The sequence below is a fragment of the Microbulbifer sp. JSM ZJ756 genome, assembly GCF_044383805.1.
Lineage (GTDB): Bacteria > Pseudomonadota > Gammaproteobacteria > Pseudomonadales > Cellvibrionaceae > Microbulbifer > Microbulbifer zhoushanensis.
The window spans coordinates 1-16,385 of sequence record NZ_JBISER010000018.1 but is presented as its reverse complement, the minus strand read 5'-3'; the positions used below and the strand labels follow the sequence as shown (position 1 = coordinate 16,385).

The window sequence follows — 16,385 nt, the reverse complement described above, 5'->3', positions numbered from 1 at the left end:
GGGACTCGTACTCAACGTGAGAAGTAGCGATGGTGATACCGCGCTCACGCTCTTCCGGTGCATTGTCGATACCGGCGAACTCTACCGCGGCGCCGCCCCATACTTCTGCACAAACGCGGGTCAGCGCGGCAGTCAGGGTGGTTTTACCGTGGTCAACGTGACCGATGGTGCCCACGTTCACGTGGGGCTTGGAACGTTCAAACTTTTCTTTTCCCATTTTTAGGATCCTCTAACTAAAAAGTTTTAAAGGTACTAAAGCTTAAGCTTTGGTTTTCGCGATGATCTCATCGGCAACGTTTTTCGGCGCTTCCCCGTACTTCAGGAACTCCATGGAGTAGGTAGCGCGCCCCTGGGTGGCAGAGCGCAGGTCGGTCGCGTAACCGAACATCTCGGCCAGCGGCACTTCCGCATTCACCACCTTGCCAGAAGAACTTTCTTCCATGCCCTGGATCAGGCCGCGGCGGCGGTTCAGGTCGCCAACCACGTCACCCATATTCTCCTCCGGCGTGACGACTTCCACTTTCATGATCGGCTCCAGCAGCACTGCACCACCCTTCTGGGCCAGCTGCTTGGTCGCCATGGAGGCGGCGATTTTAAACGCCATCTCGTTGGAGTCCACATCGTGGAAAGAACCGTCGTACAGAGTCGCTTTCAGGCCCAGCAGGGGGTAGCCCGCCAGAACACCGTTCTGCATCTGCTCTTCGATACCTTTCTGCACCGCCGGGATGTATTCCTTCGGTACCACACCACCAACGATCTCGTTGACGAACTCCAGGCCTTCCTCAGTCTCGTCACCGGACGGCTCGAAGCGCACCCATACGTGACCGTACTGACCGCGACCACCGGACTGGCGAACAAACTTGCCTTCGATCTCAACGTTGTTGCGAATCGCTTCGCGGTAGGCCACCTGCGGCTTACCGATGTTGGCCTCAACGTTAAACTCACGACGCATACGGTCGACGATGATGTCCAGGTGCAGCTCACCCATACCGGAGATGATGGTCTGGCCGGTTTCCTCGTCAGTCTTCACGCGGAAGGACGGGTCTTCCTGGGCCAGCTTGCCGAGGGCAATACCCATTTTCTCCTGGTCGGCCTTGGATTTCGGCTCAACTGCTACAGAGATTACCGGCTCCGGGAACTCCATGCGCTCGAGTACAATCTTGTTGTTCTCGTCACACAGGGTGTCACCAGTGGTGACGTCCTTCAGGCCGATCGCCGCGGCGATATCGCCAGCCAGTACTTCCTTGATCTCCTGGCGATCCTTGGAGTGCATCTGCACCATACGACCAACGCGCTCTTTCTTCTGCTTTACAGAGTTGTACACGGCGGTACCACTCTCGAGCCTACCGGAGTAGACACGGAAGAAAGTCAGGGTGCCCACAAAGGGGTCAGTGGCGATTTTGAACGCCAGTGCTGCGAAGGGGGCATTGTCGTCGGCTTCACGGGTTTCGACGGTTTCCGCCTTGTCCAGCAGGGTACCCTCGATCGCGCGAACTTCAGTCGGCGCCGGCAGGAACTCGATAACCGCGTCCAGTACGGCCTGTACACCCTTGTTCTTGAACGCGGAGCCGCCCAGTACCGGCACGATCTCGTTGGCCAGGGTGCGCTGGCGAATGGCGGACTTGATCTCTTCCTCGGTCAGCTCGCCCTCTTCCAGGTACTTCTCCATCAGCTCTTCGCTGGCCTCGGCTGCCGCCTCGACCAGGTACTCACGCATTTCGTCGCACTGGTCCTGCATGTCAGCAGGGATGTCGCCGTACTCGAAGGTCATGCCCATGTCGTCTTCGTTCCACAGGATGGCCTTCATCTTGATCAGGTCGACCACGCCCTTGAAGTTATCTTCAGAGCCAATGGTCATCTGCAGGGGAACGGCGTTGGCACCCAGGCGGTCTTTCAGCTGCTTCACAACCATCATGAAGTCAGCACCGGCGCGGTCCATCTTGTTGACGAAAACCATGCGCGGCACTTCGTACTTGTTGGCCTGGCGCCAGACAGTTTCGGTCTGCGGCTGCACGCCGGAGGAACCACACAGCACTACCACAGCGCCGTCCAGTACACGCAGGGAACGCTCAACCTCAATGGTGAAGTCCACGTGTCCGGGAGTGTCAATAATGTTGATGCGATGCTGGTCGAACTGCTGCTGCATACCGGCCCAGAAACAGGTGGTAGCTGCAGAGGTGATGGTGATACCACGCTCCTGCTCCTGCTCCATCCAGTCCATGGTTGCGGCACCCTCGTGCACCTCACCAATCTTGTGGGACAGGCCGGTGTAGAAGAGTACGCGCTCGGTAGTGGTGGTCTTGCCCGCGTCTACGTGGGCGCAGATACCGATATTACGATAGCGTGCGATAGGCGTTTTACGTGCCACAGTTGTATCCTCGATATAACGGCAAAAGGCAGCTGTGGAATTTATCCATGCTGCCTTTCGGTATTAATGTCTCACGATAATTTTCATGAAATTGAAAACATGCATGAGGCTTAGAAGCGGTAGTGAGAGAACGCCTTGTTGGCTTCCGCCATACGGTGTACGTCTTCACGCTTCTTGACCGCGCCGCCCTTGTTCTGGGATGCGTCGATCATTTCGTTGGCCAGGCGCTGAGCCATTGATTTCTCACCGCGCTTGCGGGAAAACTCAACCAGCCAACGCATTGCCAGTGCCATGCGGCGCGAGGGACGCACTTCAACCGGCACCTGGTAGGTCGCACCACCCACACGGCGGGATTTTACTTCCACCATCGGCGCGATGTTTTCCAGGGACTCTTCGAAAATTTCGATGGGGTCTTTGTTCAGTTTTTCAGAAACCATGTCCAGGGCACCGTAAACGATGCGCTCTGCCACGGACTTCTTGCCGCTGATCATGACGTGGTTCATGAACTTGGCCAGGGTGACATTCCCGAACTTGGGATCGGGCAGTACTTCGCGCTTGGCGACTACTCGTCTTCTTGGCATTGCAATTGCCTCTCTTCAGGGTTGCTCTGAGACGCCGCCGTACAAAATACAACTCGGCGAGCTCAGCCTTACTCCGGTTGGAAACCGAAACGCATTGGTCAAAAAAGGATTAATTAATCCTTCGGTCGCTTGGCGCCGTACTTGGAACGGCCCTGCTTGCGATCGTTGACGCCGGCACAGTCCAGTGCGCCGCGAACAGTGTGGTAGCGCACACCCGGCAGGTCCTTAACACGACCGCCGCGAATCAGTACCACGCTGTGCTCCTGCAGGTTGTGGCCTTCACCGCCGATGTACGAAGTCACTTCGTAACCGTTGGTCAGGCGCACACGGCAAACCTTACGCAGTGCAGAGTTCGGCTTCTTCGGTGTAGTGGTGTACACACGAGTGCAAACTCCACGGCGCTGCGGGCTGGCCTGCAGAGCGGGAACGTCGCTTTTTTCGACTTTGCGTTTTCTCGGCTTACGAACCAACTGGTTGATCGTTGCCATTAAAAATCACTCCAAAAATAAAACGCCCCCACCTCTAACAGTGAGGGCCCAGTCGTCAGTGTATGCCAGCCGGGCACGCAAACGCGCTCGCCGGACAGCACACCCCACATAAGCGGGGGCCGCATTCTATAGGCGGTTACCCCACGAGTCAATCGGCAAATATGTGAGTACTCACTTATGTTGCTGATTGGGCCGGCCCGGCGGGACACCGGGCCGGCTGGAACGGCGGGGCTCCCACCCCGCCACCGGGGATTACTCCCCGGAGGACTTCAGCGCCTCGGTCAGCGCCGCTTCCACTTCTTCTGCGGACGGCCCCTCGGCATAGCCCTGGGTCATCTGCATGGCACGCTTGCGCTTGCGCTCGGCATGGTACGCCAGGCCGGTACCGGCCGGGATCAGGCGGCCCACCACGACGTTCTCCTTCAGACCGCGCAGGCTGTCTTCCTTGCCGGTTACCGCTGCCTCGGTCAGTACGCGGGTGGTCTCCTGGAAGGAGGCCGCGGACAGGAAGGACTCGGTAGCCAGGGAAGCCTTGGTAATACCCAGCAGCAGGCGCTCGAACTGTGCCGGCTGCTTGCTCTCCGCACGCAGGCGCTCGTTCTCCTCGATGACCCGCTGGTACTCAACCTGGTCGCCCTTGATGAACTCGGAGTCACCCATCTCAATGATTTCCACCTTGCGCAGCATCTGGCGCACGATCACTTCGATGTGCTTGTCGTTGATGCCTACACCCTGGAGGCGGTAAACCTCCTGGATCTCATTGGTAATGTAGCGCGCGAGCTCTTCCACGCCCTTGAGGCGCAGGATGTCGTGCGGGTTGGACGGGCCGTCGGAGATGACCTCGCCTTTCTCCACGGTCTCACCCTCGAACACGGTCAGCTGGCGATGCTTGGGAATCAGTACCTCGTAGTGATCCTTGCCATTCGCCAGCGGCTTGCCATCGGTCGGGGTGATCTGCAGGCGCACCTTACCCTTGGTTTCCTTACCGAAGGAGACGGTACCGGAGATCTCCGCCAGGATAGACGGCTCCTTCGGCTTCCGCGCCTCGAACAGGTCGGCTACCCGCGGCAGACCACCGGTGATGTCCTTGGTACCACCAGACTCCTGCGGGATACGGGCGACGATGTCACCGATATTCACCTTGTCGCCGTCTTTCAGGCTGACGATGGCCCGCGCCGGCAGCGCGTAGTGCGCCGGAGCGTTACTGTTGGCCAGGGTCAGCTCCTCGCCATTCTCGTCTACCAGGGTTACTGCCGGACGCAGGTCCTTACCGGCAGACGGGCGCTCGGCCGGATCGATGATCTCGATAGAGGAGAGGCCGGTGATCTCGTCAGTCTGCTTGCGGATGGACAGGCCGTCCTCCATGCCGGACAGCTTCACCCAACCGGCCACCTCGGTGATGATCGGGTGAGTGTGCGGGTCCCACTTGGCCACAACCTGGCCACCATCGATCTGCGCGCCCTCGTCGACGTTGATGGTCGCACCGTAGGGCAGCTTGTAGCGCTCGCGCTCACGGCCGGCGCTGTCGGCAACCGCCAGCTCACCGGAGCGGGAAACCGCCACCAGTTTGCCACTCTCGGCTTTCACGGTCTTGACGTTGTGCAGGCGCACGGTGCCTTCCTGCTTCACCTGGATGCTGTCCGCCGCGGAAGCACGGCTCGCCGCACCACCGATGTGGAAGGTCCGCATGGTCAGCTGGGTACCCGGCTCACCAATGGACTGGGCGGCGACCACACCCACGGACTCGCCGGAGTTGGCGCGGTGGCCACGGGCCAGGTCACGGCCGTAACACAGGGCACAGATACCGTGTGCCGTCTCACAGGTGATCGGGGAGCGCACGATCACCTCGTCGATACCCATGGTCTCGATGCGCTCGACCCACTTCTCGTCGATCATGGTACCTGCCGGGATGGCGATCTCATCGCTGCCGGGCTTGATCACATCGCGTGCGACTACGCGGCCCAGGATGCGGTCACCCAGGGACTCGATTACGTCACCACCCTCGATCACCGGCGCCATGGTCAGGCCGTCGTCGGTGCCGCAATCGTCCTCGGTGATCACCACGTCCTGTGCCACGTCTACCAGACGGCGGGTCAGGTAACCGGAGTTCGCGGTCTTGAGGGCGGTATCCGCCAGACCCTTACGGGCACCGTGGGTGGAGATAAAGTACTGCAGTACCGACAGACCCTCACGGAAGTTCGCGGTAATCGCGTTCTCGATAATGGAGCCGTCCGGACGCGCCATCAGGCCACGCATACCAGCCAGCTGGCGGATCTGCGCCTCACTACCACGGGCACCGGAGTCGGCGTACATGTAAACCGAGTTGAACGAGTCCTGCTCGGTCTCGTTGCCATCGCGATCGATCACCGGCTCTTTCTTGATGCCGGCCATCATCGCCTGAGTGACCTTGTCGTTGGTACGGGACCAGACGTCGATCACCTTGTTGTATTTCTCACCGGCAGTTACCAGGCCGGAGGCGAACTGGCTCTCGATCTCCTTGACCTCTTCCTCGGCACTGTCGATCAGCTCGGCCTTGGCAGCCGGGATCTCGAAGTCATTCACGCCAATGGAGGAACCGGACTTGGTGGAGAAGTCGAAACCGGTATACATCAGCTGGTCGGCGAAAATAACCGTCGCCTTGAGGCCCACGTTGCGGTAACACTCGTTCAGCGCGCGTGAGATAGCCTTTTTCTTCATCGGCTGGTTGACCATCTCGAACGGCAGGCCGTCCGGTACGATGTTCCACAGCAGCGCGCGGCCGACAGTGGTGTCCTGCAGCGATATTGTCTCGCGCTTCTCGCCGTCTTCGCCGACGATCACCTCGCGGATACGGACCTTGATCTTCGCCTGCAGGCCCACCTGCTTGGCGTAGAAGGCACGGCTCACTTCCTTGATATCGGAAAAGACCATGCCCTCGCCCTTGTCGTTCACACGCTCGCGGGTCATCCAGTACAGGCCCAGTACAACGTCCTGCGACGGTACGATGATCGGCTCACCGTTAGCGGGCGACAGGATGTTGTTGGTGGACATCATCAGCGCGCGGGATTCCAGCTGCGCTTCAATGGTCAGCGGCACGTGCACGGCCATCTGGTCACCGTCGAAGTCGGCGTTATAGGCCGCACACACCAGCGGGTGCAGCTGGATCGCCTTGCCTTCAATCAGTACCGGCTCGAACGCCTGAATACCCAGGCGGTGCAGGGTCGGGGCGCGGTTGAGCAGTACCGGGTGCTCGCGGATCACCTCGTCGAGGATGTCCCACACCACCGCTTCTTCGCGCTCGACCATTTTCTTGGCCGCCTTGATGGTGGTTGCCAGGCCGCGGGCTTCCAGCTTGCCGAAAATAAACGGCTTGAACAGCTCCAGGGCCATCTTCTTGGGCAGGCCGCACTGGTGCAGGCGCAGGGTCGGGCCAACCACGATCACGGAACGACCGGAGTAATCCACGCGCTTACCCAGCAGGTTCTGGCGGAAGCGGCCCTGCTTACCCTTGATCATGTCAGCCAGGGACTTCAGCGGGCGCTTGTTGGAACCGGTAATGGCGCGGCCGCGACGGCCGTTGTCCAGCAGCGCGTCCACAGACTCCTGCAGCATGCGCTTCTCGTTGCGCACGATGATGTCCGGCGCGTTCAGCTCCAGCAGGCGCTTCAGGCGGTTGTTGCGGTTGATCACCCGACGGTACAGGTCGTTCAGGTCGGAGGTCGCGAAGCGGCCACCGTCCAGCGGAACCAGCGGACGCAGGTCCGGCGGCAGTACCGGCAGCGCCTGCATGATCATCCACTCCGGGTCATTACCAGACTTGTAGAAAGCTTCCAGCAGCTTCAGGCGCTTGGACAGCTTCTTGATCTTGGTTTCGGAATTGGTGGCCGGGATCTCTTCCCGCAGGCGCTGGATTTCCGCCGGCAGGTCGATATCGCTCATCAGGTCCTGGATCGCCTCGGCACCCATCTTGGCCTCGAACTCGTCGGCGAATTCTTCCATCGCCTCGAAGTACTGCTCGTCGTTCAGCAGCTGGCCGCGCTCCAGGGTGGTCATACCCGGATCGGTAACCACATAGGACTCAAAGTACAGCACGCGCTCGATATCGCGCAGGGTCATGTCCAGCAGCAGGCCAATGCGGGACGGCAGCGATTTCAGGAACCAGATGTGCGCTACCGGGCTGGCCAGCTCAATGTGGCCCATGCGCTCGCGGCGAACTTTCGCCTTGGTAACTTCCACGCCACACTTTTCGCAGATGATGCCGCGGTGCTTCATGCGCTTGTACTTACCGCACAGGCATTCGTAGTCCTTGACCGGGCCAAAAATCTTGGCACAGAACAGGCCTTCCCGCTCCGGCTTGAAGGTACGGTAGTTGATGGTCTCCGGCTTCTTGACCTCGCCGTAGGACCAGGAACGGATCATGTCCGGGGACGCCAGACCGATACGGATTGCGTCAAACTCTTCCAGCTGTTCCCGGTCTTTCACCAGGTTTAACAAATCTTTCAAGGCCTTTCCTCCACTTGAGGTAGTCAACCCGCCCCTTGCCATCTCGGGGTGGGCCAGCCGGCGCCCGCACACTCGCGGGACACCGGCCTCTATATGCGATCGCCTGTTACCAGGCGCCTACACCAGTTACCGGTCTTACTCGTGCTCGAGCTCGAAATTCATACCGAGCGAGCGGATCTCCTTGACCAGTACGTTGAAGGATTCGGGCATGCCCGGCTCCATGCGGTGGTCGGAATCCACGATGTTCTTGTACATCTTGGTCCGGCCTTCCACGTCGTCGGACTTGACCGTGAGCATTTCCTGCAGCGTGTAGGCGGCACCGTACGCCTCCAGTGCCCAGACCTCCATCTCACCGAAGCGCTGGCCACCGAACTGCGCCTTACCACCCAGCGGCTGCTGGGTAACCAGGCTGTAGGAACCGGTGGAACGCGCGTGCATCTTGTCGTCCACCAGGTGGTTCAGCTTCAGCATGTACATATAGCCCACGGTTACCGGGCGCTCGAAGGAGTCACCGGTACGGCCGTCGTACAGTGTGATCTGGCCGGAATCCGGCAGGTCCGCCAGGCGCAGCAGTTTCTTGGTTTCGCTCTCGTCGGCACCATCGAAGACCGGGGTCGCCATCGGCACACCGCCGCGAAGGTTGTTGGCCATGGCCAGCACTTCCTCGTCGGACAGCTCGTCCAGCTCCTCCTTGTAACCGCCGGTGGAGTTGTACACCTCTTCCAGGAAACCGCGCAGCTTGGCCACTTCCTGCTGCTCCTTGAGCATGCGGTCAATCTTCACGCCCAGGCCCTTGGCGGCCATACCCAGGTGCATTTCCAGAACCTGGCCCACGTTCATCCGCGAGGGTACACCCAGCGGGTTCAGGACGATATCAACCGGCTCGCCGTTCTCGTCGTACGGCATGTCCTCGACCGGCTTGATCACGGAGATCACACCCTTGTTACCGTGGCGACCGGCCATCTTGTCGCCCGGCTGGATGCGGCGCTTGATCGCCAGGTAAACCTTGACGATCTTCAGCACGCCCGGCGCCAGGTCGTCGCCGGACTCCAGTTTCTTCTTCTTGTCCTCGAAGGCTTCGTCCAGCAGCTTGCGGCGATCCTTGAGCTGCGCTTCGGCCTTCTCGAGCTGCTCGTTCAGGCTCTCTTCGGCCATACGCAGCTTGAACCAGTCTTCGCGCGGCAGGCCTGCCAGGACCTCGGCGGTCAGCACGTCGCCTTTCTTGACGCCCTTGCCGCCTGCAACCTTCTGGCCTTCCAGTGCGGATGCCAGGCGCTCGAACGTGGCGCCTTCGACGATGCGATATTCCTCATTGAGGTCCTTGCGCACCTCGTCGAGCTGGGCCTTCTCGATATCGATCGAACGCTGGTCTTTCTCCAGGCCGTCGCGGGTAAACACCTGCACGTCGATAACGGTACCGCGGGTGCCACTCGGCGCGCGCAGGGACGTGTCCTTCACATCGGAGGCCTTCTCACCGAAGATCGCACGCAGCAGCTTTTCTTCCGGCGTCAGCTGGGCTTCACCCTTCGGCGTCACCTTGCCTACCAGGATGTCACCGGCACCAACTTCCGCACCGATATAAACGATGCCGGACTCGTCCAGCTTGTTCAGTGCAGATTCGCCCACGTTGGGGATATCAGCAGTAATCTCTTCGCTACCCAGCTTGGTATCGCGGGCGATACAGGTCAGCTCCTGAATGTGGATGGTGGTGAAGCGATCTTCCTGCACCACACGCTCACTGATCAGGATGGAGTCCTCGAAGTTGTAGCCGTTCCACGGCATGAACGCGATGCGCATGTTCTGGCCCAGGGCCAGTTCACCCAGGTCAACAGAGGGGCCGTCAGCGAGAATATCGCCACGGGCTACCACGTCACCGGTCTTCACGATTGGGCGCTGGTTGATGCAGGTGTTCTGGTTGGAACGGGTGTACTTGGTCAGGCTGTACAGGTCTACACCCGCATCGCCGGCCTCCACCTCTTCGTCGCGCACACGAACCACCACACGGCTGGCATCGACACGCTCGATCACACCACCGCGACGGGCCACCACACACACGCCGGAGTCGCGCGCCACGGTGCGCTCCATACCGGTGCCAACCAGCGGCTTGTCGGCACGCAGGGTCGGTACCGCCTGGCGCTGCATGTTCGAGCCCATCAGGGCGCGGTTGGCGTCGTCGTGCTCGAGGAACGGGATCATGGCCGCGGCCACGGACACCACCTGCTTCGCAGACACGTCCATGTACTGGATCTCGGCCGGCGGCTTGAGGCTGAACTCGTTGTGGTGACGCACGCTGACCAGCTCATCGGTAAAGCGACCCTGGTCGTCCACCGCAGCAGACGCCTGGGCAATCACGTAGTTCGCTTCGTTGATCGCGGACAGGTACTCGATGTCGTTGGTAATCTGGCCGTCAACAACCTTGCGGTACGGGCTCTCGAGGAAACCGTAGTGGTTGGCGCGGGCGTAGGTGGCCAGGGAGTTGATCAGGCCGATGTTCGGGCCTTCCGGCGTCTCAATCGGGCACACACGGCCGTAATGGGTCGGGTGTACGTCGCGGACCTCGAAGCCGGCACGCTCGCGGGTCAGGCCACCCGGGCCGAGGGCGGATACGCGGCGCTTGTGGGTCACTTCCGACAGCGGGTTGTTCTGGTCCATGAACTGGGACAGCTGGGAGGAACCGAAGAATTCCTTCACGGCAGCCGCCACCGGCTTGGCATTGATCAGGTCCTGCGGCATCAGGCCTTCGCTCTCGGCCATGGACAGGCGCTCTTTCACCGCGCGCTCGACACGCACCAGGCCCACACGGAACTGGTTTTCGGCCATTTCGCCCACGGAGCGCACACGGCGGTTACCCAGGTGGTCGATATCGTCCACCATGCCATTGCCGTTGCGGATCTCGATCAGGGTCTTGAGCACATCGACGATGTCTTCCTTGCTCAGGGTGCCCTGGCCGGTCTCGTCCTCACGACCGAGGCGGCGGTTGAACTTCATGCGACCGACAGCGGACAGGTCGTAGCGCTCGTCGGTGAAGAACAGGTTCTCGAACAGGGACTCGGCGGACTCCTTGGTGGGCGGCTCGCCCGGGCGCATCATGCGGTAGATCTCCACCAGCGCTTCCAGCTGGGTGCGAGACGGCTCTGAGCGCAGGGTATCGGAGATGAATGGGCCGCAGTCCAGGTCGTTGGTGTACAGGGTCTCGAATTTGTTAACGCCCAGGGCGCGCAGCTTGGCGATCACCTCGTCGGTGATTTCGCTGTTACATTCAACCGCTACCTCACCGGTGGACTCATCGATGATGTCATGGGCCAGGACGCGACCGTGCAGGTACTCCAGCGGTGCTTCCAGGCGCTCCACGCCGGCTTTTTCCAGCTGGCGGATGTGGCGCGGGGTAATGCGGCGACCTTCCTCGACAATAACCTTGCCCTTGCCATCCTTGATGTCGAAGGAGGCAACATCACCACGCAGGCGCGACGGGATCAGCTCCAGGCTGCAGTTTTCTTCATGCAGCTCGAACTTGCTGGTATCGAAGAACATGTCCAGCATTTCCTGGGAAGAAAAGCCCAGGGCGCGCAGCAGGATGGTCGCGGGCAGCTTGCGGCGACGGTCGATACGCACGTAAACCAGGTCCTTCGGGTCGAACTCGAAGTCCAGCCACGAGCCACGGTAAGGAATCACGCGCGCAGCGTAGAGCAGCTTGCCGGAGGAATGCGTCTTGCCCTTGTCGTGATCGAAAAACACACCCGGGGAACGGTGCAACTGGGACACGATCACGCGCTCGGTACCGTTGATCACGAAGGTACCGTTTTCGGTCATGAGCGGAATCTCGCCCATGTACACTTCCTGCTCCTTGATGTCCTTGATGGACTTGTTGGCAGATTCCTTGTCGTAGATGATCAGGCGTACACGCACGCGCAGCGGGCATGCGTAGGTGATACCGCGCAGGGTACATTCCTTGACATCGAACGCCGGCTTACCCAGCGTATAGCTGACATACTCCAGCGCCGCATTGCCGGAATAGCTGACAATCGGAAATACGGACTTGAACGCTGCCTGCAGGCCGACGTCCAGTCGGTCATCGGGGCGCGAGTCGGCCTGAGTGAATTTGCGATAAGAATCCAGCTGTATCGCAAGCAGGAAAGGTACATCCATGACCTTTGGCAGTTTGCCAAAATCCTTGCGGATACGTTTTTTCTCAGTGTATGAGTAAGCCATTCATATTCCCCAGCTTGATCAGTGACAAGACTTCATTGGAACCGGCCCCCATATTCCCCATACTGTACTTACGGGAATGCGGAAAGGCCCGGTCCGCCCGGGCGAGAAGCCTCTGAGCAGTGCAGCGATGGCTACACTGGTCGGAAACCTCTCGGTTAACTGCGCGCTTGCCAGCGGCGCAGGCTGCGGTATGTTTCACCCAGGGCCCACAGGTCCCCGAATCGCCAAACAAAACCACACTGCCGAAAACGGCAAAAAGGCCGGCGGACAAAGTCCACCAGCCTTGCCGCTGCGACCGCAGGTTGCGGCCGACAGCGGTAGTCGCAACAACCGAATTACTTCAGTTCTACAGTTGCGCCAGCTTCTTCCAGCTGCTTCTTGGCCTCTTCGGCCTCTTCCTTGGTCGCGCCTTCCTTCAGCGGAGCCGGAGCGCCGTCTACCAGCGCCTTGGCTTCTTTCAGGCCCAGGCCGGTGATGCCGCGAACAGCCTTGATCACGTTCACTTTCTTGTCGCCGGCAGATGCCAGGATTACGTCGAACTCGGTCTTCTCTTCTGCAGCAGCTTCGCCGCCAGCAGCGCCACCAGCTACAACAGCAGCAGCAGCGGTAACACCGAACTTCTCTTCCATTGCTTCGATCAGCTCGACAACGTCCTTAACAGACATTTCGGCAACAGCATTGATGATATCTTCTTTAGTCAGAGACATAAGTCAGTACCTGATTTGTGTGAGCAGTAAACTGCCCGTCAATTCATTTAAAAGTCGTTGAAAACTGCCGTTTCGCGCAGGCGAAACTATTAGGCAGCTTCTTGCTCTTTCTGGTCGCGAACGGCCGCAATAGTGCGGACCAGCTTGCCAGCAGATGCTTCTTTCATAACGCTCATCAGCTTGGCGATCGCCTCGTCGTATGTCGGCAGGGTTGCCAACATTGCGACGTCGGTGACTACGCCTTCGAAGGCAGCACCTTTCAGTTCAAGCTTATCGTTGTCCTTGGCGAACGCCGTCAGGATGCGCGCACCGGCACCCGGGTGTTCGGTGGAAAATGCGATAAGACTTGGACCTACGAATTTCTCGAGGAGACATTCGTATTCGGTACCTGCCAGAGCGCGACGCGCCAGAGTATTGCGGACGACTTTCATCCAGACGCCGTTCTCGCGAGCCTCTTTGCGCAGGGCTGTCATGTCATTTACGGCAACGCCGCGGGAATCCGCAACGACCGCAGACAGAGCACCCTCAGCAGCCTGCTGGACATCAGCGACAATTGCTTTCTTGTCTTCGAGTCCAATAGCCATAGTGTCACTCCTGGATTTGGAAAAAAGACCGGGAATTACCACTCCCGATCCACTCCGGTGCTAAGACCTCAAATCCAGTAAAAATACTGGTTTGGGCAACACCGTCTGCGTAGGCTGGGACCGGGCCAGGGGCTCGATCCTGATTAAGCGGTGGACAGCGGAACTTGCCACGCCCACTACGCCTACGGTCTTTGACGGCCCGCCTTCCTGCCGGGGCATTCCGGCGGACCCCAAAGTTCGGTAAAACCGCAGCCAGGCATACCCGTCGGTAGCGCCGGCTGCGGCCTGCAACAGTTTCCCGGGGGAAACCGCTGGCTTATTTAACGTCCAGGGATCCCTGGTCGATGGTCAGGCCCGGGCCCATGGTGGTGCTCAGGGAGACCTTCTTCAGGTAAACGCCCTTGGCGGAAGCCGGCTTGGCCTTTTTCAGGTCAGCGATCAGGGCTTCGAGGTTCTCTTTCAGCGCCTTGGCGTCGAAAGCAACCTTGCCGATACCACCGTGGATGATACCGCCCTTGTCAGCGCGGAAACGCACCTGACCGGCCTTGGCGTTCTTCACTGCAGTGGCCACGTCCGGGGTCACAGTGCCGGTTTTCGGGTTCGGCATCAGGCCGCGCGGACCGAGGATCTGGCCCAGCTGGCCAACGACACGCATCGCATCCGGGGAGGCGATTACCACGTCGAAGTCCATCTTGCCGGCCTTGACGTCGGCTGCCAGCTCATCCATGCCCACCAGGTCGGCACCAGCCTCTTTGGCGGCGTCGGCGTTGGCGCCCTGGGTGAAGACCGCAACACGGACGTCTTTACCGGTGCCGTGCGGCAGGGTGGTCGCACCGCGAACCGCCTGGTCAGACTTGCGCGGGTCGATACCCAGGTTGATAGATGCGTCAACGGTCTCGGCGAACTTGACGTTGGACAGCTCTTTCAGCAGGGCGACGGCTTCGTCGAATCCGTAGGCCTTGCCTGCTTCTACTTTCTCAGCGATTGCGCGCTGGCGCTTGCTCAGTTTTGCCACGTTACACGCCCTCCACATCAATACCGGCACTACGGGCGGAACCGGCGATAGTGCGCACGGCTGCGTCCATGTCAGATGCACTCAGGTCGGGCATCTTGGTAGTGGCAATCTCTTCCAGCTGGGCGCGGGTAACCTTGCCCACCTTCTCGGTATTCGGACGACCGGAGCCGCTCTTGATACCGGCAGCCTTGCGCAGCAGCACGGAGGCCGGCGGGGTCTTCATGATGAAGGTGAAGGAACGATCGCTATATACGGAGATCACGACCGGTACCGGCAGGCCCTGCTCCATACCCTGGGTCTGGGCGTTGAACGCTTTACAGAACTCCATGATATTGACGCCGTGCTGACCCAGCGCGGGGCCGACGGGCGGGCTCGGGTTGGCCTGCCCGGCAGGCACTTGCAGCTTGATATAAGCTTCGATTTTCTTAGCCATTACAGCTTCCTCTTTCAGTGGGTGGTAGCGCCTGCGCTGGACGGCTGCAACAGCCGCAACGCCCGGCTCCCCGGGTGCCCCTGTACAGCAACTGATCAGTCACGGTTTTCAGGGACGCGAAAGCCCCCTTCCACCCGCAGCGGAAGAGGGCAAAAAAACTGCCTGTCTGATCAGGTCTTCTCGACCTGACCAAACTCCAGCTCCACCGGGGTGGAGCGGCCGAAGATCAGCACTGCGACCCGCAGGCGGCTCTTCTCGTAATTAACCTCTTCAACCACACCGTTGAAGTCATTGAACGGCCCATCGATGACCCGCACCATCTCACCCGGCTCGAACAGGGTCTTGGGCTTGGGCTTGTCGACGGAATCATCGATCCGGTTCAGGATCGCCTGGGCCTCACGCTCGGTAATCGGAGCCGGCCGGTCGGCCTTGCCACCGATAAAACCAAGGACCCGCGGGGTCTCCTTGACCAGGTGCCAGGTGTCGTCGTTCAGCTCCATCTCTACCAGCACATAACCGGGGAAGAACTTGCGCTCACTCTTGCGCTTCTGGCCCGCACGCATCTCCACCACTTCCTCGGTGGGAACCAGGACATCACCGAACAGGTGGTCCATTTCGTGCAGTTCAATACGCTCCTTCAGGGATGACGCAACGCGCTTCTCATACCCGGAGTAAGCCTGAACCACGTACCAATGCTTAGCCATGCGTCAACCTTTAGCCGATAACCTTGGAGGCTGCCCAACCCAGGGCAGAATCCAGCGCCCAGAGAATTAGCGCCATAATCAACACGAACACCACCACGATCAGGGTTGTCTGTGTCGCTTCCTGGCGAGAGGGCCACACCACACGACGCACTTCTGTCTGCGCTTCGCGCAGCAGCGTCCACAGCGCATGCCCCTTGGCAGTATTTACCGCCACAACCAACGCCACCAGGAAGATGACGACCATGGCCAGCACGCGATACAGCAGGGGGAATTCAGCGTAGTAGGTGTTGCCCGCCAAGGCAGCACCGATCAGCACTACCACCAGCAGCCACTTTAGGCCATCAAGACGAAAGGTTTTCGCCTCTACTTTAGCATTCATACAAAGAAGCCCTTAGCGCTTACAAAACAAGCCCGGCCACGGCGGACCGGAACTTGCAACGCCCTCAGGCAAAAGGAATGGGGCGCTTGAAAAGTTGGCAGGCCAGGAGGGACTCGAACCCCCAACCCTCGGTTTTGGAGACCGATGCTCTACCAATTGAGCCACTGGCCTAGAACAGCTTCCGGTCAATGCCGCGCATTTACGCGCCAGAGACCGAAAAATGAGGGGGCGGATCTTACCATCCTCCCCCTCTTTTGCAAAGCGGGTCACTGGAGACCAGTGACCGCGCCCGCCATCGATCTGATCAATCGATGATCTTGGATACCACGCCGGCACCCACGGTACGGCCACCTTCACGAATCGCGAAGCGCAGGCCTTCTTCCATGGCGATCGGTGCGATCAGCGTAACAGTCATCTGTACGTTGTCGCCCGGCA

The 16,385-nt window shown here is 59.9% G+C and carries 12 protein-coding genes, 1 tRNA gene and 1 pseudogene; all 14 read right to left on the bottom strand.

The features are described 5' to 3' along the window. A partial coding sequence (locus ACH6CX_RS18320; protein ID WP_396676170.1) for a GTP-binding protein occupies positions 1–217 on the bottom strand: 217 nt, incomplete at its 3' end. Between the two features lie 42 nt (positions 218–259). Further along, positions 260–2,368: an elongation factor G gene (gene fusA / locus ACH6CX_RS18315; protein WP_232940889.1), complete on the bottom strand. Its 2,109-nt coding sequence runs from the start codon at positions 2,366–2,368 to the stop codon at positions 260–262. A gap of 110 nt (positions 2,369–2,478) precedes the next feature. Further along, entirely contained in the window at positions 2,479–2,949 is a 471-nt protein-coding gene (gene rpsG / locus ACH6CX_RS18310; RefSeq protein WP_232940888.1) for a 30S ribosomal protein S7, read from the bottom strand. Positions 2,950–3,062: 113 nt separating this feature from the next. Continuing rightward, complete coding sequence (gene rpsL, locus ACH6CX_RS18305) at positions 3,063–3,437, bottom strand: 30S ribosomal protein S12 (protein ID WP_232940887.1); 375 nt, start codon at positions 3,435–3,437, stop codon at positions 3,063–3,065. Positions 3,438–3,689: 252 nt separating this feature from the next. Continuing rightward, positions 3,690–7,919 carry a DNA-directed RNA polymerase subunit beta' gene (gene rpoC / locus ACH6CX_RS18300; RefSeq protein WP_232940886.1) on the bottom strand — a complete coding sequence of 1,410 codons (4,230 nt, stop codon included), beginning with the start codon at positions 7,917–7,919 and terminating at the stop codon, positions 3,690–3,692. Between the two features lie 135 nt (positions 7,920–8,054). After that, positions 8,055–12,128, bottom strand: coding sequence for a DNA-directed RNA polymerase subunit beta (gene rpoB / locus ACH6CX_RS18295; protein WP_232940885.1), 4,074 nt, complete (start codon positions 12,126–12,128; stop codon positions 8,055–8,057). 335 nt (positions 12,129–12,463) lie between these two features. Next, positions 12,464–12,835 carry a 50S ribosomal protein L7/L12 gene (gene rplL, locus ACH6CX_RS18290; protein WP_232940884.1) on the bottom strand — a complete coding sequence of 124 codons (372 nt, stop codon included), beginning with the start codon at positions 12,833–12,835 and terminating at the stop codon, positions 12,464–12,466. Positions 12,836–12,924: 89 nt separating this feature from the next. Further along, positions 12,925–13,419, bottom strand: coding sequence for a 50S ribosomal protein L10 (gene rplJ, locus ACH6CX_RS18285; RefSeq protein ID WP_232940883.1), 495 nt, complete (start codon positions 13,417–13,419; stop codon positions 12,925–12,927). 316 nt (positions 13,420–13,735) lie between these two features. Continuing rightward, entirely contained in the window at positions 13,736–14,434 is a 699-nt protein-coding gene (gene rplA / locus ACH6CX_RS18280) for a 50S ribosomal protein L1 (RefSeq protein WP_232940882.1), read from the bottom strand. A 1-nt stretch (position 14,435) separates the two neighbouring features. Beyond that, positions 14,436–14,867: a 50S ribosomal protein L11 gene (gene rplK, locus ACH6CX_RS18275; protein ID WP_232940881.1), complete on the bottom strand. Its 432-nt coding sequence runs from the start codon at positions 14,865–14,867 to the stop codon at positions 14,436–14,438. Between the two features lie 170 nt (positions 14,868–15,037). Continuing rightward, the gene (gene nusG, locus ACH6CX_RS18270) at positions 15,038–15,571 is read right to left on the bottom strand and encodes a transcription termination/antitermination protein NusG (RefSeq protein ID WP_232940880.1); all 534 of its coding nucleotides are present in this window, start codon (positions 15,569–15,571) and stop codon (positions 15,038–15,040) included. A 10-nt stretch (positions 15,572–15,581) separates the two neighbouring features. Further along, positions 15,582–15,950 carry a preprotein translocase subunit SecE gene (secE, locus tag ACH6CX_RS18265; protein WP_232940879.1) on the bottom strand — a complete coding sequence of 123 codons (369 nt, stop codon included), beginning with the start codon at positions 15,948–15,950 and terminating at the stop codon, positions 15,582–15,584. Between the two features lie 95 nt (positions 15,951–16,045). Continuing rightward, positions 16,046–16,121: transfer RNA gene (locus ACH6CX_RS18260), tRNA-Trp, on the bottom strand. Positions 16,122–16,254: 133 nt separating this feature from the next. After that, positions 16,255–16,385: pseudogene (tuf, locus tag ACH6CX_RS18255) on the bottom strand (elongation factor Tu); the annotation flags it as partial.

Coding starts and splice junctions, on each gene's coding strand:
- rpsG (WP_232940888.1), bottom strand. CDS start 2,949: ATGCCAAGAAGACGAGTAGTCGCCAAGCGCGAAGTACTGCCCGATCCC.
- rpsL (WP_232940887.1), bottom strand. CDS start 3,437: ATGGCAACGATCAACCAGTTGGTTCGTAAGCCGAGAAAACGCAAAGTC.
- rpoB (WP_232940885.1), bottom strand. CDS start 12,128: ATGGCTTACTCATACACTGAGAAAAAACGTATCCGCAAGGATTTTGGC.
- rplL (WP_232940884.1), bottom strand. CDS start 12,835: ATGTCTCTGACTAAAGAAGATATCATCAATGCTGTTGCCGAAATGTCT.
- rplJ (WP_232940883.1), bottom strand. CDS start 13,419: ATGGCTATTGGACTCGAAGACAAGAAAGCAATTGTCGCTGATGTCCAG.
- rplK (WP_232940881.1), bottom strand. CDS start 14,867: ATGGCTAAGAAAATCGAAGCTTATATCAAGCTGCAAGTGCCTGCCGGG.
- nusG (WP_232940880.1), bottom strand. CDS start 15,571: ATGGCTAAGCATTGGTACGTGGTTCAGGCTTACTCCGGGTATGAGAAG.
- secE (WP_232940879.1), bottom strand. CDS start 15,950: ATGAATGCTAAAGTAGAGGCGAAAACCTTTCGTCTTGATGGCCTAAAG.